Origin of the sequence: Altererythrobacter aquiaggeris, assembly GCF_037154015.1 — a bacterium.
Lineage (GTDB): Bacteria > Pseudomonadota > Alphaproteobacteria > Sphingomonadales > Sphingomonadaceae > Aestuarierythrobacter > Aestuarierythrobacter aquiaggeris.
This window is the reverse complement of sequence record NZ_JBANRL010000001.1, coordinates 1,411,417-1,434,918: the sequence shown is the minus strand read 5'-3', so window position 1 is coordinate 1,434,918 and position 23,502 is coordinate 1,411,417. Positions and strand designations below refer to the sequence as shown.

23 protein-coding genes are annotated in these 23,502 nt (G+C 57.4%); 14 read left to right on the top strand and 9 right to left on the bottom strand.

What is annotated here, in order from left to right; translation table 11 throughout:
• Positions 1 to 3 precede the first annotated feature (3 nt).
• Complete coding sequence (gshB, locus tag WFP06_RS07005) at positions 4 to 960, top strand: glutathione synthase (protein WP_336986504.1); 957 nt, start codon at positions 4 to 6, stop codon at positions 958 to 960.
• Between the two features lie 34 nt (positions 961 to 994).
• On the top strand, positions 995 to 1,600 hold the full coding sequence (locus tag WFP06_RS07000; RefSeq protein WP_336986503.1) for a DedA family protein: 606 nt from the start codon (positions 995 to 997) through the stop codon (positions 1,598 to 1,600).
• Here WFP06_RS07000 and WFP06_RS06995 read toward each other — a convergent pair.
• Both WFP06_RS06995 and hemW read right to left on the bottom strand, forming a co-directional pair.
• Positions 1,597 to 2,490, bottom strand: a complete 894-nt coding sequence (locus WFP06_RS06995) for a tyrosine recombinase XerC (RefSeq protein WP_336986502.1) — start codon at positions 2,488 to 2,490, stop codon at positions 1,597 to 1,599. The two genes, WFP06_RS07000 and WFP06_RS06995, sit on opposite strands and share 4 nt — an antisense overlap.
• Complete coding sequence (gene hemW, locus WFP06_RS06990) at positions 2,487 to 3,638, bottom strand: radical SAM family heme chaperone HemW (protein ID WP_336986501.1); 1,152 nt, start codon at positions 3,636 to 3,638, stop codon at positions 2,487 to 2,489. The genes WFP06_RS06995 and hemW overlap by 4 nt, the downstream gene beginning before the upstream one ends.
• Positions 3,639 to 3,755: 117 nt before the next feature.
• Here hemW and WFP06_RS06985 point away from each other — a divergent pair, with 117 nt between their 5' ends.
• A complete protein-coding gene (locus tag WFP06_RS06985; protein WP_419716242.1) occupies positions 3,756 to 4,274 on the top strand; it encodes a CAP domain-containing protein in 519 nt (172 codons plus the stop codon).
• Here WFP06_RS06985 and rdgB read toward each other — a convergent pair whose 3' ends face one another.
• A complete protein-coding gene (gene rdgB, locus WFP06_RS06980) occupies positions 4,275 to 4,910 on the bottom strand; it encodes an RdgB/HAM1 family non-canonical purine NTP pyrophosphatase (protein ID WP_336986499.1) in 636 nt (211 codons plus the stop codon). It lies immediately after the preceding gene.
• Positions 4,907 to 5,620, bottom strand: a complete 714-nt coding sequence (gene rph, locus WFP06_RS06975; RefSeq protein ID WP_336986498.1) for a ribonuclease PH — start codon at positions 5,618 to 5,620, stop codon at positions 4,907 to 4,909. Before rph ends, rdgB begins: the two co-directional genes overlap by 4 nt.
• Positions 5,621 to 5,709: 89 nt before the next feature.
• Here rph and hrcA point away from each other — a divergent pair, with 89 nt between their 5' ends.
• Both hrcA and WFP06_RS06965 read left to right on the top strand, forming a co-directional pair.
• A complete protein-coding gene (hrcA, locus tag WFP06_RS06970; RefSeq protein WP_336986497.1) occupies positions 5,710 to 6,768 on the top strand; it encodes a heat-inducible transcriptional repressor HrcA in 1,059 nt (352 codons plus the stop codon).
• A gap of 16 nt (positions 6,769 to 6,784) precedes the next feature.
• Positions 6,785 to 7,375, top strand: a complete 591-nt coding sequence (locus tag WFP06_RS06965; protein WP_336986496.1) for a nucleotide exchange factor GrpE — start codon at positions 6,785 to 6,787, stop codon at positions 7,373 to 7,375.
• Positions 7,376 to 7,422: 47 nt separating this feature from the next.
• On the opposite strand, the gene WFP06_RS06960 is transcribed toward WFP06_RS06965, so the two are convergent.
• The 3 genes from WFP06_RS06960 to WFP06_RS06950 all read right to left on the bottom strand — a co-directional run bounded on the left by WFP06_RS06960 (position 7,423) and on the right by WFP06_RS06950 (position 9,653).
• Positions 7,423 to 8,586, bottom strand: a complete 1,164-nt coding sequence (locus WFP06_RS06960; RefSeq protein WP_336986495.1) for a PrnB family protein — start codon at positions 8,584 to 8,586, stop codon at positions 7,423 to 7,425.
• Positions 8,587 to 8,661: 75 nt separating this feature from the next.
• Positions 8,662 to 9,162 carry a vgr related protein gene (locus WFP06_RS06955; protein ID WP_336986494.1) on the bottom strand — a complete coding sequence of 167 codons (501 nt, stop codon included), beginning with the start codon at positions 9,160 to 9,162 and terminating at the stop codon, positions 8,662 to 8,664.
• An 8-nt stretch (positions 9,163 to 9,170) separates the two neighbouring features.
• On the bottom strand, positions 9,171 to 9,653 hold the full coding sequence (locus WFP06_RS06950; protein ID WP_336986493.1) for a copper chaperone PCu(A)C: 483 nt from the start codon (positions 9,651 to 9,653) through the stop codon (positions 9,171 to 9,173).
• 166 nt (positions 9,654 to 9,819) lie between these two features.
• On the opposite strand from WFP06_RS06950, the gene dnaK reads away from it, so the two are divergent.
• Together dnaK and dnaJ are read left to right on the top strand one after the other, a co-directional pair.
• A complete protein-coding gene (gene dnaK, locus WFP06_RS06945) occupies positions 9,820 to 11,760 on the top strand; it encodes a molecular chaperone DnaK (protein WP_336986492.1) in 1,941 nt (646 codons plus the stop codon).
• Positions 11,761 to 11,834: 74 nt separating this feature from the next.
• Positions 11,835 to 12,962 carry a molecular chaperone DnaJ gene (gene dnaJ, locus WFP06_RS06940; RefSeq protein ID WP_336986491.1) on the top strand — a complete coding sequence of 376 codons (1,128 nt, stop codon included), beginning with the start codon at positions 11,835 to 11,837 and terminating at the stop codon, positions 12,960 to 12,962.
• Positions 12,963 to 12,976: 14 nt separating this feature from the next.
• On the opposite strand, the gene WFP06_RS06935 is transcribed toward dnaJ, so the two are convergent.
• Complete coding sequence (locus WFP06_RS06935) at positions 12,977 to 15,295, bottom strand: patatin-like protein (protein ID WP_336986490.1); 2,319 nt, start codon at positions 15,293 to 15,295, stop codon at positions 12,977 to 12,979.
• A 70-nt stretch (positions 15,296 to 15,365) separates the two neighbouring features.
• Here WFP06_RS06935 and radA point away from each other — a divergent pair, with 70 nt between their 5' ends.
• From radA to WFP06_RS06900, 7 genes are all read left to right on the top strand, one after another.
• Entirely contained in the window at positions 15,366 to 16,730 is a 1,365-nt protein-coding gene (gene radA, locus WFP06_RS06930; RefSeq protein WP_336986489.1) for a DNA repair protein RadA, read from the top strand.
• 14 nt (positions 16,731 to 16,744) lie between these two features.
• Positions 16,745 to 17,275 (top strand): CvpA family protein, encoded by a 531-nt coding sequence (locus WFP06_RS06925; protein WP_336986488.1) that lies wholly within the window; start codon positions 16,745 to 16,747, stop codon positions 17,273 to 17,275.
• Positions 17,272 to 17,700 (top strand): iron-sulfur cluster assembly scaffold protein, encoded by a 429-nt coding sequence (locus WFP06_RS06920; RefSeq protein ID WP_336986487.1) that lies wholly within the window; start codon positions 17,272 to 17,274, stop codon positions 17,698 to 17,700. Before WFP06_RS06925 ends, WFP06_RS06920 begins: the two co-directional genes overlap by 4 nt.
• Positions 17,701 to 17,725: 25 nt before the next feature.
• Positions 17,726 to 19,396 carry an MFS transporter gene (locus tag WFP06_RS06915; protein WP_336986486.1) on the top strand — a complete coding sequence of 557 codons (1,671 nt, stop codon included), beginning with the start codon at positions 17,726 to 17,728 and terminating at the stop codon, positions 19,394 to 19,396.
• Complete coding sequence (gene alr, locus WFP06_RS06910; protein WP_336986485.1) at positions 19,386 to 20,441, top strand: alanine racemase; 1,056 nt, start codon at positions 19,386 to 19,388, stop codon at positions 20,439 to 20,441. Before WFP06_RS06915 ends, alr begins: the two co-directional genes overlap by 11 nt.
• Positions 20,442 to 20,532: 91 nt before the next feature.
• A complete protein-coding gene (gene phaR / locus WFP06_RS06905) occupies positions 20,533 to 21,096 on the top strand; it encodes a polyhydroxyalkanoate synthesis repressor PhaR (RefSeq protein ID WP_336986484.1) in 564 nt (187 codons plus the stop codon).
• An 80-nt stretch (positions 21,097 to 21,176) separates the two neighbouring features.
• The gene (locus WFP06_RS06900) at positions 21,177 to 22,718 is read left to right on the top strand and encodes an aminoacyl--tRNA ligase-related protein (RefSeq protein WP_336986483.1); all 1,542 of its coding nucleotides are present in this window, start codon (positions 21,177 to 21,179) and stop codon (positions 22,716 to 22,718) included.
• Here WFP06_RS06900 and WFP06_RS06895 read toward each other — a convergent pair.
• Complete coding sequence (locus WFP06_RS06895) at positions 22,715 to 23,470, bottom strand: ATP-grasp fold amidoligase family protein (protein WP_336986482.1); 756 nt, start codon at positions 23,468 to 23,470, stop codon at positions 22,715 to 22,717. The genes WFP06_RS06900 and WFP06_RS06895 overlap by 4 nt on opposite strands.
• Positions 23,471 to 23,502 lie beyond the last annotated feature (32 nt).

The following is a 23,502-nucleotide window of genomic DNA, read 5'->3' as shown; positions in this document are numbered from 1 at the left end:
AAAATGAATTTACGCATCGCAGTGCAGATGGACCCGATGGAAGGCATCAACATCGCAGGGGACTCCAGCTTTGCATTGATGCTGTCGGGCCAGGAACGGGGATATTCGGTGTGGCATTATGATGTCTCTACGCTGAGCTATGACACGGGCACGGACCAACTTGCTGCATTCGCTGCCCCGGTGACTGTCCAGCGGGTCGCTGGCGACCATTTCACGATGGGCGAGCACCGGAAAATTGATCTTGCGGACGATATCGACGTGATTTTGATGCGGCAGGACCCGCCGTTCGATTTAGGGTATATCAGTGCCGCACTGCTGCTGGACCGGTTGAAAGGAAAAACGCTGGTCGCAAACGATCCGCGCGAAGTAATAAATGCACCGGAAAAAATGTTCGTGCTTGATTACGCCCGGTTCATGCCGCCCACACTGGTAACCCGGCGTCTGGAAGACATTCAGTCTTTCCAGAAAATGCATGGTTCCGTGGTGGTCAAGCCGCTTCACGGGAATGGCGGAAAAGCGATTTTCAAGATCGATGGCGACGGTACAAACCTGTCGGCACTGTCCGAAATGTTCAATCTTACCTGGCCCGAGCCGCATATGGTTCAACCGTTTCTTCCCGAAGTCAGCGAAGGGGACAAGCGTATCGTGCTGGTTGACGGAGTCGTTAGCGGAGCGATTAACCGCAAGCCGGGCGAGGGTGAATTTCGCAGCAATCTCGCGCAAGGCGGCTTTGCGGAGGCAACGCAGCTTTCTGTCCGCGAGCAGGAAATCTGTGATGCAATGGGGCCAGAACTCAAACGGCGCGGTCTGGTATTTGTCGGGATTGATGTCATCGGTGGGCAGTGGCTGACGGAAATCAACGTGACATCGCCCACCGGGATCGTCGCGATCGATCGCTTTAACGGGACCGATACGCCGGGTTTGATCTGGGATGCTATCGAGGCACGTCTGGGAAAATAAGCGAACCAAACGGCGGGCGCGGCGTTATTGCGAAATGGATGATCTGATTGTCGAAATTATTGCGCGGCTTGGTTATGCCGGGGTCGCGCTGTTGATGGTGTTGGAAAACATCTTTCCGCCGATGCCTTCCGAGGTAATCATGGGCGCAGGAGCGCTTGCGGTCGAGCGCGGAAGGATGGAGTTCTGGCCATTGCTTGCTGCGGGAACGATCGGAACGCTGGTAGGCAATTACTTCTGGTTCTGGATCGGCGACAGGTTCGGTTATCGCAGGCTGGGCCCCATTATCGACCGGTTCGGCCGCTGGCTCACGATGGAATGGGAAGACGTCGAGCGCGCCACGAGCTTTTTCAGCAGGCACGGCCATTGGGTTGTATTTATTCTGCGCGCGACGCCGGTCATGCGGACCATGATTTCGCTACCCGCAGGACTGGCGCACATGAACAAGCTGAAGTTCTGCCTGTTTACGGCCGCCGGCGCGGCATTGTGGAATGTCATGCTGATCGCCGGCACCCAGTGGCTATCGCGCACTTTCGAAGGCACGGAAAATATCGTCAGCGGGGTGCTGATCGCTATCGTGGTTATCTCGCTGGGGGCATATGTCTGGCGGCTGGCAACATGGAAACCGCGCGCCAAACGTTAGTTTTTCGCGCGCGGATGGGCCGAACGGTAAGTGTCAAGCATCGATGCGGCATCGACTTTCGTATAGATCTGGGTCGATCCCAAACTGGCGTGGCCAAGCAGTTCCTGCAAACTACGCAAATCGGCACCTGCACCCAGCAGATGCGTGGCGAAACTGTGTCTCAGTGCATGGGGCGTCGCAGTGGATGGCAGCCCAAGCGAAATACGCGCGCGTGCCACAGCTTTCTGGATCATTCCGGGCGAAAGCGCGCCGCCTTTCACGCCGCGAAACAGCGGATCTGCAGGCGCTGCGGGGAAGGGGCTTGCAGCGGCATAGTCGGCCACCGCATCGGCCACGGTTGGCAGGACGGGGACCATGCGCTGCTTGCCACCTTTGCCGGTAACCGTGAGTGTATCGCCCAGCGGCATATCCGAAACCTTGAGTGAAAGCGCCTCGGCAATTCGCAATCCCGCGCCGTAAAGCAGCAGCAAAACCGCGCGGTCACGTTTGCCGATCCAGCCTTCGCCATCGTCGGCAACCTGCTGGGCGAGGCCGGTAGCCTCATCAGGGGTCACAGGGCGCGGCAGCCCTTTTTTTATTCGTGGACCGCGCATCCTGGGTGGTGCCGGATCGGAATAACCCGCTTGCCCGCGCGCAAAAGCGATAAAGGCCTTCAATGCTGACAATTCGCGCGCCGCAGATGCATTGCCCAGCCCGTCTGCGCGCCGCGAAGCGAGATGTGCACGCAGCGCGCCCACATCGATTCTCGCGACATCGGACCAGGTCTGGTAATTTCCGCCGACAAGCAGCCGTTTTGCAGCGGCGCAATACGCCCGGACCGTGTGAGGCGATCGCCTGCGACCCGAATTCAGATAAGTTCGCCAAACTTCCAGAAAGCCAGCATGCATCATGCCGATACCAGCGAATTGGAAACCAGTTCAGCCAACAACCCGTCCAGAACCGGCATCCCCGCCGGTGTCACGCCGATCCTGCGGCCCTCTGACCAGACAAGCCCGAGATCGCCGTAAAACCTGAGCCGATCATGGTTGACCAAGTCTTCAGGCGCGATAGCCAGCCTCGCGCCGAGCGCGGCAAGATCGATCCCCTCGGCCAACCGCAGCCCCATCAACAGCGCTTCGCCAGCTTGCTCCTGCGGGGTTATCTGACGATCCTCGGTGATTCCGTTCCGAATGCCGGCAATTGATTTCAGCCAGTTTTCAGGTTTTTTGTGGCGTATCGTTGCGTGGTTGCCGCGCCTGCCATGGGCACCGGGACCAATCCCGCAATAATCCTGATATCGCCAGTAAGCCAGATTGTGACGGCTCTCCTCGCCTGACTTGGCATGGTTGCTGACTTCATAAGCGGGTAGCCCGGCCGCAGCTGTCAGGTCGGCTGTGATAGCGAACAAATCCGCCGCTGGATCACCTGCCAATGGCTCGAACGCACCTCGCCTGACATCTGTCGAAAAGCGGGTGCCGGGCTCGATGGTCAACTGGTAAAGCGAAAGGTGGCCGGTTCCAAACGACAGCGCTCTCTCCAGTTCCTTTTGCCAGGCTTCGCAGGATTGCGACGGTCTCGCGTATATCAGATCAAAACTGACACGGCTGAAAAGCTTCTGCGCGACGCCTAATGCGGCCATCCCTTCTGCGGCACCATGAAGTCTGCCCAGAAATCGCAAAGTGTCGTCGTCCAATGCTTGCAACCCAAGCGAAACCCGGTTCACTCCGGCGGAAGCGATATCGGCAAAGTTGGCTGCTTCCACCGATGAGGGATTTGCCTCGAGCGTAATCTCTATATTATCGGTAAATCCCCATAATTGTTCGGCTTCCTGTAAAAGCGCGGAAACCATAGCCGGAGGCATCAGAGACGGGGTACCACCGCCGAAAAAGACACTCTCCAGCTTCTCGCCTCCGGCAAGTTCAGCCTCGTAACGCATATCCGCGAGTAGCCCCGCCTGCCACAGATCCAGGTCTATCGTCTGCCGGACATGGCTGTTGAAATCGCAATAGGGGCATTTGGCGATGCAAAAGGGCCAATGAATGTAGAGCGCGCGAGCCATCCGTCTTTCAGGCTTCGTTAACGCGATAAAGTCAAGATGGGTACTATGCTGAACTTCATTACTCCGACACTGGTTGGCTGCTCCGCACTGGTCGCTGTACTTGTCTCGGGCCCGTCAATCTCAGCCCCGTCAATCTCAGGCCCGTCTTTAGCAGGCCCGTCTTTAGCAGGCCCGTCAGTCGCAGCGCCGGCACCAGCCAATCATTTTGCGGGCGCCCTGCTAGAAAAGCACAATTCCGAACGTTGGCGAATGGGTGTCCCGAGGCTCGTATGGAGCGCCAAACTTGCGCGCGAAGCGCATGTCTGGGCACGGCAAATGGCTGCCGATGAACGGATGTATCATTCAACCGCGGCCCAGCGGGGAAACACCGGCGAAAATCTGTGGCGCGGAACAAAGGGCTATTACGATGCTGATGCCATCATGGACGCGTTTCTGAGCGAACGCAGAATGTTCCGTTCGGGCAAGTTTCCCGATGTGTCCACTACGGGCCAATGGTCGGATGTCGGGCATTACACCCAGATAATATGGCGCGACACGCAGGAAGTAGGATGCGCTATCGTTGCTGGTGCGCGAGACGATTACCTCGCCTGCAGATATTATCCCTCAGGTAACTGGATCGGGCAGCCGGTCGGCTAATCAGGATACTCGGCCGAATTGCGCGGCGACGAGCTTTTCAAAAGCATCGGCGCGGTGGCTCATGGCGTGCTTTTCCGAAGGATCGAGCTCGGCAAACGTCCGATCATGCCCCTGGGGAATGAACACCGGATCATAACCAAAGCCGAGGTTTCCTCGCGGCGGCCAGGTTAACGAACCGTCGATCCGCCCTTCATAAATCGCAGTTTCACCATCCGGCCACGCCAGTGCCAGGACGCAGCTGAACCAAGCATCGCGCGTTGTATCAGACCCCTTTTCTGCCAACATACCTTCGACTTTGCCCATTGCCATATACCAGTCCCGGCCCGGCTGGCCTTCGAACCATTGTCGCTGCGCCCAGTCAGCGGTGTAAACACCGGGCCTTCCGCCAAGCGCAGCCACCGATAGTCCACTGTCATCGGCAAGCGCAGCCATCCCCGATGACTGCGCAGCGGCCCGCGCTTTTATCAAAGCATTCTCGGCGAAAGTTTTCCCGGTTTCCGGGGGTTCGGGCAGCCCCAATGACCCTGCTGACAAACATTTTACGCCGTGCGGTTCGAGCAGCGCCGAAATTTCCTTCAGCTTGCCGGCATTGTGCGTCGCAATTACCAGCGAACCCGAACCGATACGGCGCGTCATTTTACCGCAGCTTCCTGTTCCCTGAAGATGGCATCACATCCGATGTTCGCAAGGCGTAGCAAACGCAGCAGACCTTCTTCATCATATGTGGCGCCCTCGGCAGTTGCCTGAACTTCAGCGATCTGACCGCCCTCGATAAGCACGAAATTGGCATCCGCATCAGCGCCGCTATCTTCATCATAATCCAGGTCGAGTACAGGGTTGCCCTTGTAGATGCCGCACGAAATCGCTGCGACTTTTGCGGTTATCGGGTCGTGCGTAATCGTCCCTTCGGCCATCAGTTTGTTAATCGCGAGGCGCAGCGCCACCCACGCACCCGTAATTGACGCCGTGCGGGTACCGCCGTCAGCCTGAAGAACGTCGCAATCGAGCGTTATCTGACGCTCGCCCAGCTTTTTCATATCGACCACGGCTCGCAAGCTGCGTCCAATAAGTCGCTGGATTTCTTGTGTTCTGCCGGACTGTTGGCCGCGCGCCGCCTCGCGGCTGTTGCGCGTGTTGGTCGAACGCGGGAGCATCGAATATTCTCCAGTGACCCAGCCTTCACCCTTACCGCGCAGCCAGGGCGGGATGCGTTCTTCGACGCTGGCGGTGCAAAGCACCTTGGTGTCGCCAAATGATATCAGACAAGACCCTTCTGCGTGCTTCGTATAATTCGTTTCGATTGTAATTTTGCGCATTTCATCTGCGCTACGTCCTGAAGGTCGCATGAAATTCTCCTGGGTGAACCGGTGATGTTAGCGGCGGCCCTACGCGCTTAGCGCTTGAGGCTGCAAGGGGATGCGCTACATTGGCGGGGATGGCTGCAATTTCTCCCCTCGATCGGACGGTACCCGAACTGACCGAACGCGCACGCGAGATTTTCCGGCTTGTGGTCGAAGGCTATATCGAATCGGGTCTGCCGGTCGGTTCCAAAACGCTTGCGGGAGGGGGAGGGCTGAACCTGTCGCCCGCCTCGATCCGCTCGGTGCTCAAGGATCTGGAAGTTTGCGGTTTGCTATCTGCGCCGCATACCAGTGCAGGGCGTATGCCGACCGAAAGCGGGCTGCGCCTGTTTGTTGACGGGATGATGCAGGTCGCTGAACCCACCGCTGAGGAGCGCGCCGCAATCGAGGCGCGGCTGGCAGAGCCGGGCCCGATCGAGCGGGCGCTCGAAACGACCAGTTCGCTATTGTCCGACCTTACCGGCGCTGCGGGGATGGTGATGGTTCCGACGCGGGAAACGCGGCTGGCGCAGATAAACCTTGTTTCCATTTCGCATGACCGGGCGCTGGCGGTGCTGGTGGGTGAAGACGGTCACGTCGAAAACAGAGTTGTCGATCTGCCTGGCGGGGTTGCGCTGTCGGCCCTGGAACAAGCATCGAGCTATATGTCTTCGCGGTTTGCGGGGCGCACATTGCCCGAGGCTGCCAAGGCTATCGGTCTGGAAATTGCGTCAGGCAAATCGGCGCTTGATGCTGCCAGCCGTGACCTGGTTGAGCGCGGTCTGGCTGTGTGGAGCCAGGATGCTTCGAAACGGCCTGTATTGATTGTCAGGGGGCAGGCCAATTTGCTCGACGACCATACGCTGAGCGATATCGAGCGCGTCCGGTCACTGATCGATGATCTGGAAAACAAACAATCGGTTTCCGAACTGCTCGAAAGAGCGCGTCATGCCGAAGCAGCGAGAATCTTCATCGGATCGGAAAACCGCCTGTTCGCATTATCGGGATCATCCGTGATTGCGGCTCCCTACAGGGACCGTGAAGGGAAAGTCGTGGGTGTTTTGGGTGTGATCGGCCCCACGCGGTTGAATTACGCACGCGTGGTCCCCATGGTAGATTTCACGGCCCGATCCCTGGGCAAACTCATCGCATAACTGGAAGTATTTGGACATGATTGACGAAAAGCCCGAACCGCAGGACGATGCGGTGGCGGAGGAACTGGAAGGCGTGCCGGAAGAACTGCTCGACACCGGCGAGCCGGAGGACAACGGAGACAGCGGTGATACTCTGGCTGGTGCGCTCGCTTCCTTGCGCGACGATCTGGAGGCAGCAAAGCAGGAAACGCTTTATGCGAAAGCTGAAACCCAGAATGTGCGCCGCCGGATGGAAAAGGACATCACCGACGCCCGGACCTATGCCTCGACCGGATTTGCCCGCGATGTTCTGTCGGTGGCTGACAATTTGTCACGCGGGATCGAGGCAATCCCAGAAGATCTGCGTGAAGACAGCAAGTTCAAAGGTCTGGTGCAGGGCATTCAGGCAACGCAGCGCGAGTTGGACAAGGTGTTCAACCAGCACGGCATCAGCCGGATCGCATCGGTCGGGCTTCCGCTCGACCCGAACCAGCATCAGGCGATGCTTGAAATACCCAGCGATGATGCGGAACCGGGCACGATTGTGCAGGAGATGCAGGCTGGATACATGATCAAGGATCGCCTTTTGCGCCCGGCCATGGTGGCTGTTGCCAAAAAGCCGGACTGATAAGCGACGCGGAGGCGCCGCGTTATGCAGCGCCTCCGTTCTTGGCGCTAGGCCACAGTTTGCGCGCGATTTTCGTCGCGGTGTTTCTTGAGATATTTCATGAAAGGTGTGCCGCCTGTTCCGACATCGGGATCATTGCCTGGAACATTGGCGGCCTGTTTGTTGATATAGCTGGCAGCATATTCCAGATGCCGGGTGCGAAAACGCGCCACTTGTTCGGTACATCTGTTAAACGCATTTTTCAGCGACTGGATATCTGACAGTTCGACAAATGTTCGCAAGTTCGATTGCCTGGCCAGGTCATCGATGAACCTGCGGTGCAAAACGGGCCGATAATTGTGCAATTCGTCGAGGAAGCTTTTCAGCGGGTCGTCACTGTGCGTAACGCCGAAAAGCGCATCCATCGCGGGGACGATCGAACTTTGTGATCCGGTTTGCCCGCGCAGCGCCTGCGGCATTCCTCCAAAGGCGTCGACGCCTTCGTAAATCAGCCCGCCGCCCAGCGCCGGATTGTTGGCCCAGCCATGAATGTAGGGCCGGACACGCTGGAAATAGATATACGGATCGCAGCGTTCGGGCATCCGCTTGAAAATCTCGTAGATATTCTCCCAAGCGCCCTCCATTTCGGTCAGCAGCCGCTCGGCCTCCCCGGCATTTCCGGAATGCGCCGCATCTACCAGCTTCACCGCATTGTCGAGCAAAACGCCGGCCTGTGCCTCGATCGCGACATGGATAAGTACGAACCAGTTTTCGTCGTCACCGCCCGCAAAATTCTGGTACATGAATATATTGTCGAGAGCGATCGGGCCATGCTTGTCCAGCCGCGCCCAATTGTCGAGCACATAGCCCGAATATGGCAACAACGGTGCCTGGCCAAGTTGCTTGGCCAACGCCGCAATCGGCCTTGCCAAATTGGCGGGGAGGGCAGCAGGCGGTATGGTTTCGCCCCAGACATAAGCCTGCACCAGAAAGCTGTAATGCACCATTGCGGTGCGAAGCTCTTCGTCCGGTGCGGAAATCACCCAGTCTTCAAGTACCGGGTCCGGTAGCATATGCAGCCAATGCCGTATGCGCCCTGTGGATAGCAGGCCCGAAAGATTATTCGCCGCCCGCAACGTTTCGTCAAACCTTGGCGGGAGCGTGACCGCATCGATTTCATAATGCGATAGAAAGCCGCGTTCGCGCGACATGCCGTAGTCTGTGATCTCCATGCTGGACTCGCTGGCCGGGCGCGGGTTGGGCCGCCCGGATGCTGCCCGATTTGGTATCAAATCAAACCGGCCAACTCAACTTGCGCCGGGAAATTTCACCAGCAGATCATAGGCACGCGCATCGGTCGCACCGGCCAATGCAAAGCCATTTCTAAGCAAGAATGCGTGTTTCACGATCTCTGCCTGCTGCTCGATCCCGTATCGCTCCAGACCCCAGCCCGGCTTCAGACTGTAATCGTAGCGCGCCCAGGGCATCCGGTTGAAAACCAGCCACCAGCGGCCCTTTTGCTGGCTTTGCCAAACGTGCACCATCTCGTGGATAAACAGCCCCTGACGAATGACGGAGACTTGTGAGAAGTCCTCGCAATAAGCTTCGCTGTGAGGGTGAAAGTGGATGTGGCCGCGCGGCGCCATCGTCACGCGCCTGGGCTGCAAGGGAAACCATTTCTTGCGCCGAATGCGTACTTCATCATAGCGGATTGCGGTACCAAAGACGCTCTGTGCGAGCGCCCTTTCACCCGAAGTTAGCGGCCGCTCCCCGCCGATCGGGCAGGAAGCGGCCGGATTATTCCTCAAATTTTCGTTCAGCGATCTTCACCCGCGGCGCGGACATCAGCCGGAAAGCTGATCTTGTCGCCGCCTAAAAAGGTCAAGGTAACTTCGGTGGTTCCACCCGCGGCAGTGCCTTCTGCAATGCCGTTGGCCATGACGTGATAGGCGCCGGGTTCAAAACTGACAGTTTGGCCGGGTTCAACCATTTTCTGATCCATCGGCATCATCTGCATCTTGAGTTCCCACTCCGCCATTTCATGCAGCTGTGCAGATTGCGCTGCCGCGACATCAACATTGCGGATGGCGACACCGCGTTCGCCGTCATTTTTGATATCGAAATAAACGACGCCCGGATTGCCGGCGACAGCGGGGAGGACCAGGCGCGCATTCTCAACCGAAACCCCGGGAATTCCCTCGACCTGTGCGCCAGGCGTTTCTGTTGCGGTTTCCCCGCAAGCTGCCAGCCCGAGAGTGGCAAATGCAAGAGCGGTGGCGGTCAAAAGCGTCGTTTTCATAAAAATGTCCCTTTTTGGATTGTTGCGAAAAGTAGTCGCTGGCTTCCCTTGTGCCAAGCAAAACCGCACCTATATCCCGCCTGTAATCGAGCCGCATGACAGCTTCGCCTTTTTTTGGGAAGCGGCAATGCCGGCGTCCAGTATTGAATAGTGAGATGGGGAAACCATGGCTAAAGTAATCGGTATCGACCTTGGAACCACCAACAGCTGTATTGCTGTAATGGATGGCGGAAAGCCCAAGGTTATTGAAAATTCCGAAGGTGCGCGTACCACGCCTTCGATCGTTGCCTTCACCAAAGACGGCGAACGTCTGATCGGCCAGCCGGCCAAGCGTCAGGCAGTTACCAATCCGGATAACACGCTCTTTGCGATCAAGCGCCTTATCGGCCGCCGGTTTGAAGATCCCATGACCAAAAAGGACATGGAACTGGTTCCGTACGACATCGTCAAAGGCAAAAACGGCGATGCATGGGTCGAAGCCGGCGGCGAGAAGTACAGCCCTTCGCAAATTTCGGCTTTCATCCTGCAAAAGATGAAAGAGACCGCCGAGGCCTACCTTGGTGAGAATGTGACGCAGGCTGTCATCACAGTCCCTGCGTACTTCAATGATGCCCAGCGTCAGGCAACCAAGGATGCCGGCCAGATAGCCGGTCTCGAAGTGCTGCGTATCATCAACGAGCCGACAGCAGCCGCACTGGCTTATGGGCTGGACAAGGAAGACGGCAAGACCATCGCGGTTTATGATCTTGGCGGTGGTACATTCGATATTTCCGTTCTTGAAATCGGCGACGGGGTGTTTGAAGTGAAATCGACCAACGGGGACACATTCCTCGGCGGCGAAGACTTCGATGCCGAAATCGTCGAATGGCTTGCGGCCCAGTTCAAGAAAAAAGAGAACATGGATCTGAAGACCGACAAGCTTGCTTTGCAGCGCCTCCGCGAAGCTGCCGAAAAGGCCAAGATCGAACTGTCTTCTGCCCAGACGACCGAAGTCAATCTGCCGTTTATCACTGCACGTATGGAAGGCGGCGCTTCGACCCCGCTCCATCTGGTGGAAACCATCAGCCGCTCGGATCTTGAAAAGATGGTCGGCGCGCTGATCAAGCGGACGCTGGAGCCTTGCAAGAAAGCGCTGAAAGACGCCGGTATCGACAAGAGTGCGATTGACGAGGTTGTATTGGTTGGCGGTATGACCCGTATGCCCAAGGTGCGTAAGGTGGTCGAAGAATTCTTCGGCAAGGAACCGCACACCGGCGTAAACCCTGACGAAGTCGTTGCAATGGGTGCTGCCATTCAGGCAGGTGTCTTGCAGGGCGACGTCAAGGACGTTCTGTTGCTCGACGTCACCCCGCTGTCGCTGGGTATCGAGACACTGGGCGGCGTTTTCACCCGTATGATCGACCGCAACACCACGATCCCGACCAAAAAATCACAGACCTATTCGACCGCTGAGGATAATCAGCAGGCGGTGACGATCCGTGTATTCCAGGGCGAGCGCGAAATGGCTGCGGACAACAAAATTCTCGGCCAGTTCGATCTGATCGGTATTCCGTCAGCCCCGCGCGGTGTTCCGCAGATTGAAGTGACTTTCGATATCGATGCCAACGGTCTCGTGAATGTTTCGGCTAAAGACAAGGGCACCGGCAAGGAACAGCAGATCCGGATCCAGGCGTCTGGCGGTCTGAACGAAGCTGACATCGATCAGATGGTTCAGGATGCGGAGAAGTTCGCGGAAGAAGACAAGAAGCGCCGCGAAAGCGCCGAAGCGCGCAACAATGCGGACAGCCTTGTCCATGCCACTGAAAAACAGCTGGAAGAGCATGGCGACAAGATCGACGCATCGCTCAAGGCCGACGTGGAAGCGGCGCTGGCTGAAGCCAAGACAGCGCTCGAAGGCGACGATGCGGATGCCATTAATGCCAAGTCCCAGGCTCTGACCGAAGTCGCGATGAAGATGGGCCAGTCGATTTACGAGCAGGAACAAGCTGCTGCCGGAGATGCTGGTGATGCCGATGCTGCCGATGAGGCCGCCAAGGCTGACGAAGATGTGGTAGATGCCGAATTCTCCGAAGTGGACGAAAGCGCCAGCGAAGATACGAAGGCGTAAGCCTGACGGCGATGACTAAAGGGGCCGCCTCCGCGAAATCGGGGGCGGCATCCTTTATGGAAGGGACCGTGTAAGTGCCGGCTACCGAAATCGATTATTACGACTTGCTTGAAGTCTCCCGAAATGCGGACGGGGCGGCGATCAAATCGTCATACCGCAAACTTGCGATGAAGTTTCATCCTGACCGCAATCCGGGCGATGCCGATAGCGAAGCGCGGTTCAAAGCGATCAGCCAGGCCTACGACTGTCTGAAAGACCCGCAGAAAAAAGCGGCTTATGACAGATATGGCCATGCTGCTTTCGAGCAAGGCATGAATGGCGGCGGAGGGGGCGGCCCGCAAGGCGGGTTCTCAGATCTGGGCGACATTTTCGAAACCATATTCGGCGGCGGATTTGGCGGCGGAGGCGGTCAACGCCAACCTCGCCGCGGCGCAGATTTGCGTTATGACATGGAAATTACGCTTGAAGAAGCATTTCACGGTAAAGACGCGCAGATCGAAATCGAAGTCTCGCAAAAGTGCGACATCTGTACCGGCACCGGAGCGGAACCCGGTACCGGCACGCGGACTTGCAACCTTTGCCACGGCCACGGGAAAGTTCGTGCGCAGCAGGGATTATTCGTGGTCGAGCGGGCTTGTCCCACTTGCCACGGGCGCGGCGAGATCATCGAATCCCCGTGCAAGAACTGCCGGGGCGAGGGCGCGGTTGACGCTGCCCAGAAACTGGATGTCAATATCCCGCCCGGTGTCGATACCGGCACGCGGATCCGCTTGTCGGGTAAGGGCGAGGCCGGACCGCAAGGTGCGCCTCCGGGCGACTTGTATATTTTCCTGCATATTCAGCGGCACGGTGTTTTCGAACGCGAAGGCACGACCCTGGTAACCCGGATGCCGATCAGCTTCAGCACCGCATCGCTGGGCGGAACGGTCGAGATACCTGATCCGGGCGGAGATACGCATTCGATCGAGATTCCTGCCGGCATTCAGAGCGGCAAGCAGCTGCGTAAGCGCGGCGCTGGTATGCCCGTGCTACAAGGGCGCGGTCGCGGCGATCTTGTGGTGGAAATTGCAGTCGAAACACCAACCAGACTGACCGCCAGACAAAAGGAACTACTCCGGGAATTCCAGGAAAGCGAGACTGGCGAAGAAAGCCCTGAATGTCGCGGGTTTTTCGACAAGATCAAGGATGCATTTGGCAGTTAAGCGTCTCAATCGGATTACCCCAGCTGTTCTTCAACTTCGCCGCGTACCGTCGGGACAAGATTGCTATCTGCGGTTAGCCTACCTTCTTCCTCTGTCAGAATCGCCAAAAATATCCTTTTCTTGAAGTTGGCAACCATTTCTGCGTCGAGCGGTTCGTCAACGGTCGAGCATACAAGATCGACCATTCGCTCCGCGCCGTGAAGCCGACCCCATAGATAGTCGTTTTCCCGGTAAGCGCGGCTGAAAAAGGCGCCGAAATTATAAAATTCGGTGCCGCGCAGGGTGGCCAGCGTTCCGCCCGCGCGGATCGAAATCGCATCATCCGGCGAAATCCGGTCGACTTTGATCGGGTCAAATTCGGTAAGTCCTTCGTTACGCAAAAGCGGTAGCGTGGCGACATCGTAAAACGGAAAACCTAGATAGGCGAGCAGCACGCGCCGCCGCAATTCCCTGGACATCCCCGCCAAAGCGACAGCCAGCATCTGTTCTGCCTGATCGTCGATCTCAACCAGTTCGCGCTGCCCAGAAAACGCATCGAGTACTGCGCCGGGATTCGTGAGGACGTTATTGGCTATCTCGCCAAAGCTCTCGCTCATGTAAGCCGCGCCTTCCCGTTCAAAATACAGGGAAAGTATTGCGAATATGGCCTCGCGCGCGGTATCGCCGTCGCCGTCGCTCAGCATCGGATCGGTCTCCCATTCGCGTGACAAACGGCGCGCGATCAGACGCAGACGGCGAATTCTGAAACCAATGTCATGTTCGCGAAAGAACACGATTGCCTCGGGCGAAGCGCCGCCGGCGGGTGCACCCAGATTGTCCAACCCGCGCGCAGCCAGTTCACTGCGAAGCCGTTGTTCGATCAGCATCGGATCCGTCATCATAAGATGAGGTGCGGCCTGCATCGTTACGCGGGCGAGGCGCTGGACAATCCCGTCAAACTTCGTCTGCGCATAGGCATGAAATGGATAGCCCGCCTGTTCCGCAGCCGCTTGCTGGGCTTTGTTCCGCCAGCTCTTCAACCGCTTTGGTGTCGGCTTATCAAGAAACAGCGTTCGGCCAAACAGCCGCTCAACTGCCGATTCTACTTCCGGACGCAGTGCATTCACTATCCGCCGCATACGCTCGGCTTCCAGTGATTGCGCCTCGATTTCTTCCAGATTATCGCGGATGGGTTGTTCGCGCGGAAGGGTGGAAAGCGATCCCAGTATTGCCGAGAAAAATCCGACTTTGGCGCCACGTTTTTCCTTGTGCTGCGTGCCGAACCGGTCGGGCCGCGGGTCGATATATACGAACCGCCGATCGACTTCGCGCTGGGCCGGGCGTCCTTTGAGCGCCGAAATGGCGCCGCCGAAAGGTGCGTTAATCAGCACCGAACCGTCTATGAGAGAAACATTGTCCACGTTGCCGTGTTTGACGTGCACCGGCATGATCCGTTCAAGAAAATCAGCCCGGCCTGTCCATTGCCGGCCGGTGGCAGCGGCCAGCCGGTCTATTTCCGAAAGTTGCAGCGGCGGAAACGCGCCCGGGAAGCTTGCGGTGGAGCGCGCAGCCAATGTCAGTTCCAGCGGATCGGCCAGATTCACGCCGCCCTCACGCGGGACCCGGCCGCGAAAACTTACCGGCAGGCGGTGCTCGCTTTCTTCTGCAACCGGCGGACTGTTAAGACGTAGAAGCTCCAGGTAACCGCGAAAGTCGGTTGCAGTTACAAACAGGTCGATCGGATGGTTGGGCGGCAGTAAAGGCGCATCGGCGTTCTCCCGGGCCATCGAATCCAGCGCATTGCAAAGCAGTTTCGAAAACCCCAGCCCAGAAAATGGCGGTTCGAACCACCGGCCGCGTACCAGCCTGCTGATTTTGCCGCGAACTTCTTCGCGGGTTTCGCTCGCCACGCTGTCGGACACCATGTTCCCCGGGCGCCGCAGCAGCCAGCCAACCAGTGGCATCGCCCACAGCTTGGCAACTCTGGACCACGGCACGGCGTCCGGATCGGTCAGCGCCTCGACGTCGGCATATTCGAGCCAGAGATCGGTAAGCGGTTCGAGCGACTGGCCGGAGTGAATGGCCTGGGCGAGGAAAACTGCATTGATCCCGCCTGCGCTTGCGCCGGTGAGAATGTCGGGAAGGACCCTCAGTTTCAGATCACGCTCCGCCTCGATATGGCACAGCAGTTCATTGTAGATGCCTTCTGCGCCAACGGGCAGGTGGTCTTCGGAATGGAACGCGCGGCTCGCACGTGCCAGCTTCCAGAGCTCTTTTGTAACGCCGTGCATATACACGGCCAGACTTACCCCGCCGTAACATACCAGCGCAATTCTGAGTTCCTTTTGCCGCATGACCGTGTTGTGCCCAATTGCGCTGACAAAGGCAATTGCGTTCCCGTTCCGTTCCTACTATCGGATGGTGATGGCCAAAACCAAACGACGCTATATCTGCCAGGCTTGTGGAGGCGTATCGCACCGCTGGCAGGGGCAATGTGCCGATTGCAGTGAGTGGAACACGCTGGCGGAGGATGCGCCGGCGACCGTGTTTTCACAAAAACATGATTTGTCGAGCGGCGGCAGGCCGGTGGAATTCGTGCCGCTAGATGCGCCGAGCGTGCCGCTCGAGCGGCGGGCAACCGGGCTGGCCGAGTTTGACCGGGCGCTTGGCGGCGGGCTGGTGCCAGGTTCCGCCATTTTGATGAGCGGTGATCCGGGTATCGGTAAATCGACCTTGCTTCTGCAAGCAGCAGCCAAGGTCGCCAAGGATGGCGGGGGCGCGGTTTACGTGAGCGGTGAGGAAGCATCGGGCCAGGTCCGTATGCGAGCTGCACGACTGGGTCTGGCGGATGCGCCGGTGAAACTGGCGGCGGCCACATCTGTCAGGGATATTCTCACGACGCTGGGCAATATGGAAACCCCCGCGTTGCTGGTGATCGATTCGATCCAGACCATGCATTCCGACACGATCGAGGGAGCACCGGGCACCGTCAGCCAGGTGCGCGGCTGTGCGTTTGAACTGATCCGCTATGCCAAGGAAAGCGGTTGCGCACTTGTGCTGGTCGGACACGTTACGAAAGACGGTTCGATTGCCGGACCGCGCGTGCTCGAACATATGGTCGATGTCGTCATGGCCTTTGAAGGGGAGCGGAGCCACCAGTATCGCATCCTGCGCGCACTCAAGAACCGGTTTGGTGCGGTCGATGAAATCGGTGTCTTCGCAATGGCAGGCGACGGTTTGGAGGAGGTTGGCAATCCTTCGACATTGTTCCTGTCAGGACAAGGTGAACCGTTGGCGGGAAGTGCAGTGTTCCCTGCGGTCGAGGGAACGCGTCCTGTGTTGGTCGAAATCCAGGCACTGATAGTCCGGCTACAAAGCGGTGCAACGCCGCGCCGATCGGTGGTCGGCTGGGACAGTAGCCGGCTGGCCATGCTTCTGGCGGTTCTCGAATCGCGCTGCGGGCTTAATTTCAGCAGTGCGGAAGTCTATCTCAACGTGGCGGGCGGATACCGGCTTGCCGATCCCGCGGCAGACGTTGCCGTGGCGGCCGCATTGGTCTCTGCGTTGGCTGATAAGCCGTTAACCGGCAATTCGGTGTGGCAGGGCGAAATTTCTTTGGCAGGCGAGATACGGCCCGTGGCGCATGGCGGACTTCGGCTTAAAGAAGCGGCAAAGTTAGGCTTTTCAACAGGATATGGTCCGGAAGAACCGTCCGGCGGGACAACCGGCCTTAGCTACCGTGTGATGAAAAGATTGCCCGATCTCGTTGACCGGATAATGGCAAGCTAATATCGAGCCAGGGTATGACAGGCTTGGACATCATCGTTCTGGTAATTGTGGGCGTCGCGGCGATTGGCGGCTTCATGCGCGGGTTTGTCCAGGAAGTGTTTTCGCTTGCGTCGTGGATTCTGGCGCTTTTCGCGATCCATTATTTGCACACACCGTTCACTGAATGGCTTTTGCCGCGTATCGGCACGCCATCGGGTGCTGCGGTTCTCGCATTCGCGACATTGCTCCTGATCCCCTATGCCGCGATGAAGTTGATCGCCGGGAATGTCGGCAAGGCCTCACGAAATTCAATTCTTGGTCCCATCGACCGTGTTCTGGGCTTCGGGTTTGGAGTGATCAAAGGCATGATTATTATTGTGCTGGGCTTTTCGGTTCTGGTGCTAGGTTATGATACCGTTTGGGGCGAAAAAGGGCGTCCGACGTGGATCAGTTCGGCCAGAAGTTACACTTTTGTGGACTCCAGTTCCAAAGCTCTGGTCCATCTGATCGAGGAACGACGCGAGCGGTTACGCCAAGAACCTGAAACTCTTGAAAGCCCGGAATGAGCGTAAAGCTCTACACACCCGTTGTGCTTGGGTTGACAACAGAGCTTGCTGACTATCCTTTTAACCCATCACTGCCTTATATTTCCGAAGCGCGCTCGCAAAGTTGCGGCAGTGCGATCCTCGCCGGTTTCGAGATCGATGGGAATACAGGCATCGGCAGACTTGGCATGACCGTTTCGGCCTGCGCGATGGGTCAGGCAGGAGCCGCGATTTTCGCGCGCCATGCGGTGGGCAAGTCCCCTGCCCAGATAGTCGAAGCGTCCGGTAATGTGGCGGCATGGCTTGCCGGTGCCGCAGCCCTACCGCATTGGCCGGACTTGCATCTGCTCGATGAGGTCAGAAATTACCCCGCAAGGCACGGGGCCGTGATGCTTTCGTGGAGAGCGGCGAGCGAAGCGCTTTGCAATTTGCGAGTGCAGCGGTAACAACCCCCGCATACCGGGAGGGTGAATGACAGACGCAGCAGCAATCCAGACAAGCAGTGGCACCATGCGCGAACCCACGCAGAAGGAAATACGGCTTGTCATCGCTGCATCTTCCGCCGGCACGGTGTTCGAATGGTATGATTTTTTCATTTATGGAACGCTCTACGCGATAATCTCGCAAGCGTTTTTCCCCTCGGACAATGCAACTTTGGCGGTATTGCTGACCTGGGCAACTTTTGCGATCGGGTTTGCTTTTCGCCCGATAGGCGCAATCCTGTTTGGTTATATGGGCGACAAACTGGGCCGGAAATACACCTTTCTCGTCACGGTTACGCTGATGGGCGTGGCTACCGCCGGTGTGGGATTGATCCCCAGCGCCGCGAGCATCGGTATCGCAGCACCGATCATTGTGATCCTGCTACGGATTTTGCAGGGTCTTGCGCTCGGCGGCGAATATGGGGGAGCCGCAATTTACGTGGCCGAACACGCTCCACCTGAAAAACGCGGGTTCTATACCGCATTTATTCAAGCCAGCGTGGTGGGCGGATTTGTTCTCTCGATTCTGGTCGTAATCGTTTGCCGGATGTTAATTCCAGCCGATGAATTTGCTGCTTGGGGCTGGCGTGTCCCGTTCCTGCTGTCGATTGTGCTGCTGGGTATATCACTCTGGATGCGCTTGAAATTGAGCGAAAGCCCGGTGTTTCAGGCAATGAAAGACGCGGGCGAAACGGCAGGAAATCCGTTCATCGAAAGCTTCACCTATCCCGGCAACAAGAAGCGCATATTTGTCGCCCTGTTCGGCGTCGCGGGAATCCTGACGGTAATCTGGTACACCGCATTTTTTTCGGGACTGGCGTTTTTGCGAGGGCCGATGCGGATGGAAGACGGGCTGGTGGAAATCATCATGCTGATCGCAGGTTCGCTGTCGATGGTGTTTTATCTTATTGTCGGCCGCTGGTCGGACAAGGTCGGTCGCAAAAAACCGATCGTTGTCGGCGCGGTCCTCACGTTGTTGCTACTTTTCCCGGTGTTCTGGGGCATCGGAGCGCTTGCCAATCCCGGCTTGAAAACGAGCGCCCGAGAAGCGCCTGTTGTCGTGTCGGGAACCGCGTGCAAATATGATCCCTTTGCCGAAACGCAGTCAACACAGTGCGGCATTTTGCTGCAAGATCTGAGTGCGCTTGGCATACCCTATGATATCGCACCGGGTGGAAGCACTTCGGCGCAGGCCGGCCCGACTGTCATGACCATCGGCGGTAAGGATAACGATCTTTCAACCGGGACTATCGACTGGGAGGATTCGTCGCAGCGCAAATTGACGCTGACCCGCTTGCTGGAAACGAATGGCTACGACTTCTCCAGGCAGACACCGCCGCTGGGCAATATCATTGGAATAATCTTGCTGCTTCTGGGCATGGGTGCGCTTTCGGCGCTGACCTATGGATCGGTTGCGGCATTGCTGTCTGAGATGTTTCCGCCCAGAATTCGCTACAGTTCAATGTCGATCCCGTATCATATCGGAGCAGGATATCTTGGCGGATTTTTACCGCTTATCGCAGGCTATATCGTGGCCAGCACGGGTAATGCCTATTCGGGGCTCTGGTACACCTGGATAGTGGTGGCGTTCGGCTTGCTTGTCGCAGTGTGGGGGCTTCCATCCGGCCCGCCAACCGACTTTGCTGATAATGAAACCTGATAGCATAACGCCGACTCTGCGGCTGATAATCGATCGGGATGCTCTGACCGGAAACTGGCGCGCGCTGGATGCAATATCTGGAACCGCCAGCACCGGAGCCGCCGTCAAGGCAAACGCCTATGGGCTGGGCACCCGCAATGTTGTTCCCTCACTCCGGGATGCCGGATGTAAACACTGGTACGTAGCGCATTGGGGTGAGGTGGCCGGTGTTGCGGCTATGGTTCCGGCTAACCAGATTTCGGTTCTTCATGGTCCGATAAGTTCCCAGGATGCGCAGTATGCCAGAGCGACCGGCGTCATCCCGGTGATCAACAGTATTTTTCAGGCGAAGTTGTGGCTTGAAACCGGGGGAGGGGCCTGCGATTTGATGGTGGACACCGGCATCAATCGTCTCGGCATACCCGTCGCTGACTGTGCAGACCCGCTGTTGGCGAGCCTGGATGTGCGGTGCCTGATGTCACACCTCGCCTGTGCCGACGAAGACAGTGCGATGAATGCTGCCCAGCTAAACAAGTTTCGCGGTGTAGCAAGCCAGATAAACGCCGCACAACTTAGTCTGGCCAATAGTGCCGGTATCGCACTGGGCGCGGACTATCTGTTCGATGTTACCCGTCCGGGCATATCGCTCTACGGCGGTGTGCAACGAAGCGAACTCGCGGGCAGGATACGCCAGGTCGTAAAACTTCAGGCGATGATTATCCAGATGCGAAATCTGACTGCCGGTGACAGCGTGGGCTATAATGCCCGATTTACCGCACAGTGCGATATGCGGGTGGGTGTTGTATCGATTGGTTATGCCGACGGATTTCTCCGGGCGTGGGGCGGTAAGGCTATCTTCGAGGCCGAAGGCTGCCCGCTGCCGGTCCTCGGAAAGGTTTCGATGGATATGGTGGTCGTCGATTGCAGCGGCGCACCCGATATCGGCGAGGGCGATTTTGTGGATATTCCGTATGATCTGCCCGCCGCATCTGCCCAGTCGGGCATTTCGCAATACGAATTGCTGACCATGCTGGGCCAGAGGTTCGAGCGAACCGTGCCGGATTGAACCATTATGTTGCACTGCGATTGCTGCAGATGCTAAGCCAAGATATTGCGCAGCATCATTGCAGCAATTGCGCAGCATAAGGGAGTGCTCAATGGCCAAGCGAAGCCATGTTGAAGGCGAGACGATTACAATCAAGAAATATGCCAACAGAAGGCTGTATAACACCGCTTCGTCAAGTTATATCACACTGGATGACCTTGCGGAAATGACCCGCAGAAAGGTCGATTTCCAGGTATTGGACGCGAAAAGCGGCGACGACATCACCCATTCGATTCTGACCCAGATAATCATGGAAGAAGAAGCCAGCGGCGGCGAACAGATGCTGCCCGTTTCATTCCTGCGTGATCTGATAGGCATGTATGGCAATTCGATGCAGGCGATGATGCCGCAATTCCTCGAAGCGTCGATGAAGAATTTTCGCAATAATCAGGCCAAGCTGCGCGAGGCCTTTGAATCGGGCATCGGTGCCAATCCGATTGCCAAACTTGCCGAGACAAATCTTGCGATGGTCAAGGCGGCGACGGATGCTTTCCTTCCCGGTGCGCGCGGGAGCAAGAAGCAAACCGATATCGAGGCGAAGCGCGATGCTGAACTGGAATCGTTGCGCGCGCAAATGGCAGAAATGCAGAAGAAGCTGGACAAGCTGGGCGACTGACTGAAGTCAGCGCTCGACTTGGCTGCGTGCACGCGGCTAGGGCGCGGGCGAATGATTTCGAACTCGAGGAAACAGTAACCGTGTCCAACATCCGCCATGCCCTGACTGTCAAACGCGATGATGATTTCGCGGCCTGGTATCAGGCCGTTATATCCGCGGCAGACCTGGCCGAAGAATCGGGTGTCCGTGGCTGCATGGTCATCAAACCGTGGGGCTTCGGAATCTGGGAACGCATCCAGCGCCTGATGGACGACCGCATTAAAGCCACCGGCCATGAAAACTGCTATTTCCCGATTTTCATCCCGCTCTCCAATTTCGAGCGTGAGGCAGACCACGTTGAAGGTTTTGCAAAGGAAATGGCGGTCGTCACGCACCACCGCCTGATCGCTGACAGTGACGGCAAACTGATCCCTGATCCGGAAGCGAAGCTGGAAGAGCCACTGGTTGTCCGGCCAACCTCGGAAACCATTATTGGCGATGCCATGTCGCGCTGGATCCAGAGTTGGCGTGATTTGCCGCTCCTGACCAATCAGTGGGCTAACGTGGTGCGCTGGGAAATGCGGACCAGAATGTTTTTGCGAACCAGCGAGTTTCTTTGGCAGGAAGGTCATACAGCCCATGCGGATGCGGATGGCGCGAGGGAACACACGCTCCGTATGCTCGACGTGTACCGTGCTTGTGCAGAAGATGATCTCGCAATGCCGGTAATCGCTGGCGAGAAGCCGGAAAATGAACGTTTCCCTGGCGCGGTCGAAACATGGTCCATCGAAGCGATGATGCAGGATGGCAAGGCGCTGCAGGCAGGCACATCGCATTATCTCGGCACCAATTTTGCAAAGGCGTCGGGCATCCTCTATCAAGACCGGGACGGCGCCCAGCAGTTGTGCCATACGACCAGTTGGGGAGTTTCGACGCGGCTGATCGGCGGTGTCATCATGACCCACGGCGACGATGATGGTCTGCAGGTGCCGCCGGCCATCGCCCCATGGCAGGTGGTCATTTTGCCAATGCTGCGCGACAAGCCCGAAGATGCAGCTCTGGTTGCCTATTGCGAGGAATTGCACGCAGCCATCGCAAGCCAGACCGCCCTGGGCGAGAAAGTCCGGGTGTTGCTGGACAAGAAACCCGGCAAAGCTGCCGCGAAACGGTGGGACTGGGTGCGCAAGGGTGCCCCTGTCATTATCGAGGTCGGCGGCCGCGATATGGAAAGTGGGAAAGTAAGTGTGCTAAGGCGCGATGCCTTGTGGGACGAAAACGGCAAGCCGGATTTTGCCTCGCCACCGCGTGATGATGCGGCATCTTCGATTGGATCGCTGCTTGAAGAAATTCAACAGGGGTTATTTGCAGCAGCGGCGGCGCGCCGGGACCAGAACATCACGCGCGGCATATCCAGTTTTGATGCGCTCAAGCAATTCTACACAAAAAACACAAAGTTCCCGGGATGGGTCGAAGTGCAATGGGCCAAACCAAGCGGCGATGCGCTGGAAAAAGTTGTCGAACAATTGAAGAGTTTGAAGCTGACGATCCGCAATGTCCCGATTGATGCCGAGCCGGCTGACGGACCCTGTGTTTTCACCGGTGAGCTTGCGGTGGAGCGTATATTTGTAGCAAAAGCCTATTAGAGCGCCGCTTTCCATAATTGCCCCAGTTCCGCATCTACCCAGTCGGCGGCGAACGGATCCAGGCCAGAACCTGGGTAGAAGCAGAATTCTCCGAACAATGGTCTGCGGCCAACCTCGTAAAAATCCACCCGGACAAAGGAAAATCCGCGGGCAAGTTCTTCGGCTGCAGCCAGCATATCTTGCAGACTGTCAGGTTTCACTGCTTCGCCTGATTGTTGGGGAACTAGTTTTGTAAAGTCACGGTCGTGAAGGATCCAGGTGTGATTCCCGGATCTGTTGAGATGAACCTGCACGTGCGTTGCGCGGCCGCCAAAAACGTAGATTTTGTAATCGACAGGCAATGCGCCGCTATCGCCCACCAGACCTTCTGCCAACAGGCCCAATGGCACATCGCGGTAGCACCATTCATCAAGCCAATAGCCGTAAGGTCCGCGCATCCATCGCGCCGAACGTGCCCGCAACAGGTTCCACTGGAGGGCCGACGGTGGTTCGCGCATAACGTGATACTGGTTGCAGCCATGACTTGATTTGACGATTGTCGGCCCGCAAAATTCATTTTGGCGCGGGAGCCGGGTACCTTGCCACTTGGTGGGTATGATCCATTCATAACCGAGCGCATCGCCGACTATGGATTTGGCATTCAATTTGTCGGACCGCTGGGTCATGCGCGGGTCCCGGTCGAGAAGTTTCCGCATTTGAACAAGCTCGGTAAAACGGTCCGGATTGCCGAGATCAGCGAACCGCCCATGCATTAAGCGGTAGGTTGTCTGGATTCGAGCGTGGG

What these genes read in the sequence shown, in the direction of transcription:
- gshB (WP_336986504.1), top strand. Translation starts at nt 4, where the DNA reads ATGAATTTACGCATCGCAGTGCAGATGGACCCGATGGAAGGCATCAAC.
- WFP06_RS07000 (WP_336986503.1), top strand. Translation starts at nt 995, where the DNA reads ATGGATGATCTGATTGTCGAAATTATTGCGCGGCTTGGTTATGCCGGG.
- WFP06_RS06995 (WP_336986502.1), bottom strand. Translation starts at nt 2,490, where the DNA reads ATGATGCATGCTGGCTTTCTGGAAGTTTGGCGAACTTATCTGAATTCG.
- hemW (WP_336986501.1), bottom strand. Translation starts at nt 3,638, where the DNA reads ATGGCTCGCGCGCTCTACATTCATTGGCCCTTTTGCATCGCCAAATGC.
- rdgB (WP_336986499.1), bottom strand. Translation starts at nt 4,910, where the DNA reads ATGACGCGCCGTATCGGTTCGGGTTCGCTGGTAATTGCGACGCACAAT.
- rph (WP_336986498.1), bottom strand. Translation starts at nt 5,620, where the DNA reads ATGCGACCTTCAGGACGTAGCGCAGATGAAATGCGCAAAATTACAATC.
- hrcA (WP_336986497.1), top strand. Translation starts at nt 5,710, where the DNA reads ATGGCTGCAATTTCTCCCCTCGATCGGACGGTACCCGAACTGACCGAA.
- WFP06_RS06965 (WP_336986496.1), top strand. Translation starts at nt 6,785, where the DNA reads ATGATTGACGAAAAGCCCGAACCGCAGGACGATGCGGTGGCGGAGGAA.
- WFP06_RS06960 (WP_336986495.1), bottom strand. Translation starts at nt 8,586, where the DNA reads ATGGAGATCACAGACTACGGCATGTCGCGCGAACGCGGCTTTCTATCG.
- WFP06_RS06950 (WP_336986493.1), bottom strand. Translation starts at nt 9,653, where the DNA reads ATGAAAACGACGCTTTTGACCGCCACCGCTCTTGCATTTGCCACTCTC.
- dnaK (WP_336986492.1), top strand. Translation starts at nt 9,820, where the DNA reads ATGGCTAAAGTAATCGGTATCGACCTTGGAACCACCAACAGCTGTATT.
- WFP06_RS06935 (WP_336986490.1), bottom strand. Translation starts at nt 15,295, where the DNA reads ATGCGGCAAAAGGAACTCAGAATTGCGCTGGTATGTTACGGCGGGGTA.
- radA (WP_336986489.1), top strand. Translation starts at nt 15,366, where the DNA reads ATGGCCAAAACCAAACGACGCTATATCTGCCAGGCTTGTGGAGGCGTA.
- WFP06_RS06925 (WP_336986488.1), top strand. Translation starts at nt 16,745, where the DNA reads ATGACAGGCTTGGACATCATCGTTCTGGTAATTGTGGGCGTCGCGGCG.
- WFP06_RS06920 (WP_336986487.1), top strand. Translation starts at nt 17,272, where the DNA reads ATGAGCGTAAAGCTCTACACACCCGTTGTGCTTGGGTTGACAACAGAG.
- WFP06_RS06915 (WP_336986486.1), top strand. Translation starts at nt 17,726, where the DNA reads ATGACAGACGCAGCAGCAATCCAGACAAGCAGTGGCACCATGCGCGAA.
- alr (WP_336986485.1), top strand. Translation starts at nt 19,386, where the DNA reads ATGAAACCTGATAGCATAACGCCGACTCTGCGGCTGATAATCGATCGG.
- phaR (WP_336986484.1), top strand. Translation starts at nt 20,533, where the DNA reads ATGGCCAAGCGAAGCCATGTTGAAGGCGAGACGATTACAATCAAGAAA.
- WFP06_RS06895 (WP_336986482.1), bottom strand. Translation starts at nt 23,470, where the DNA reads ATGCATGGGCGGTTCGCTGATCTCGGCAATCCGGACCGTTTTACCGAG.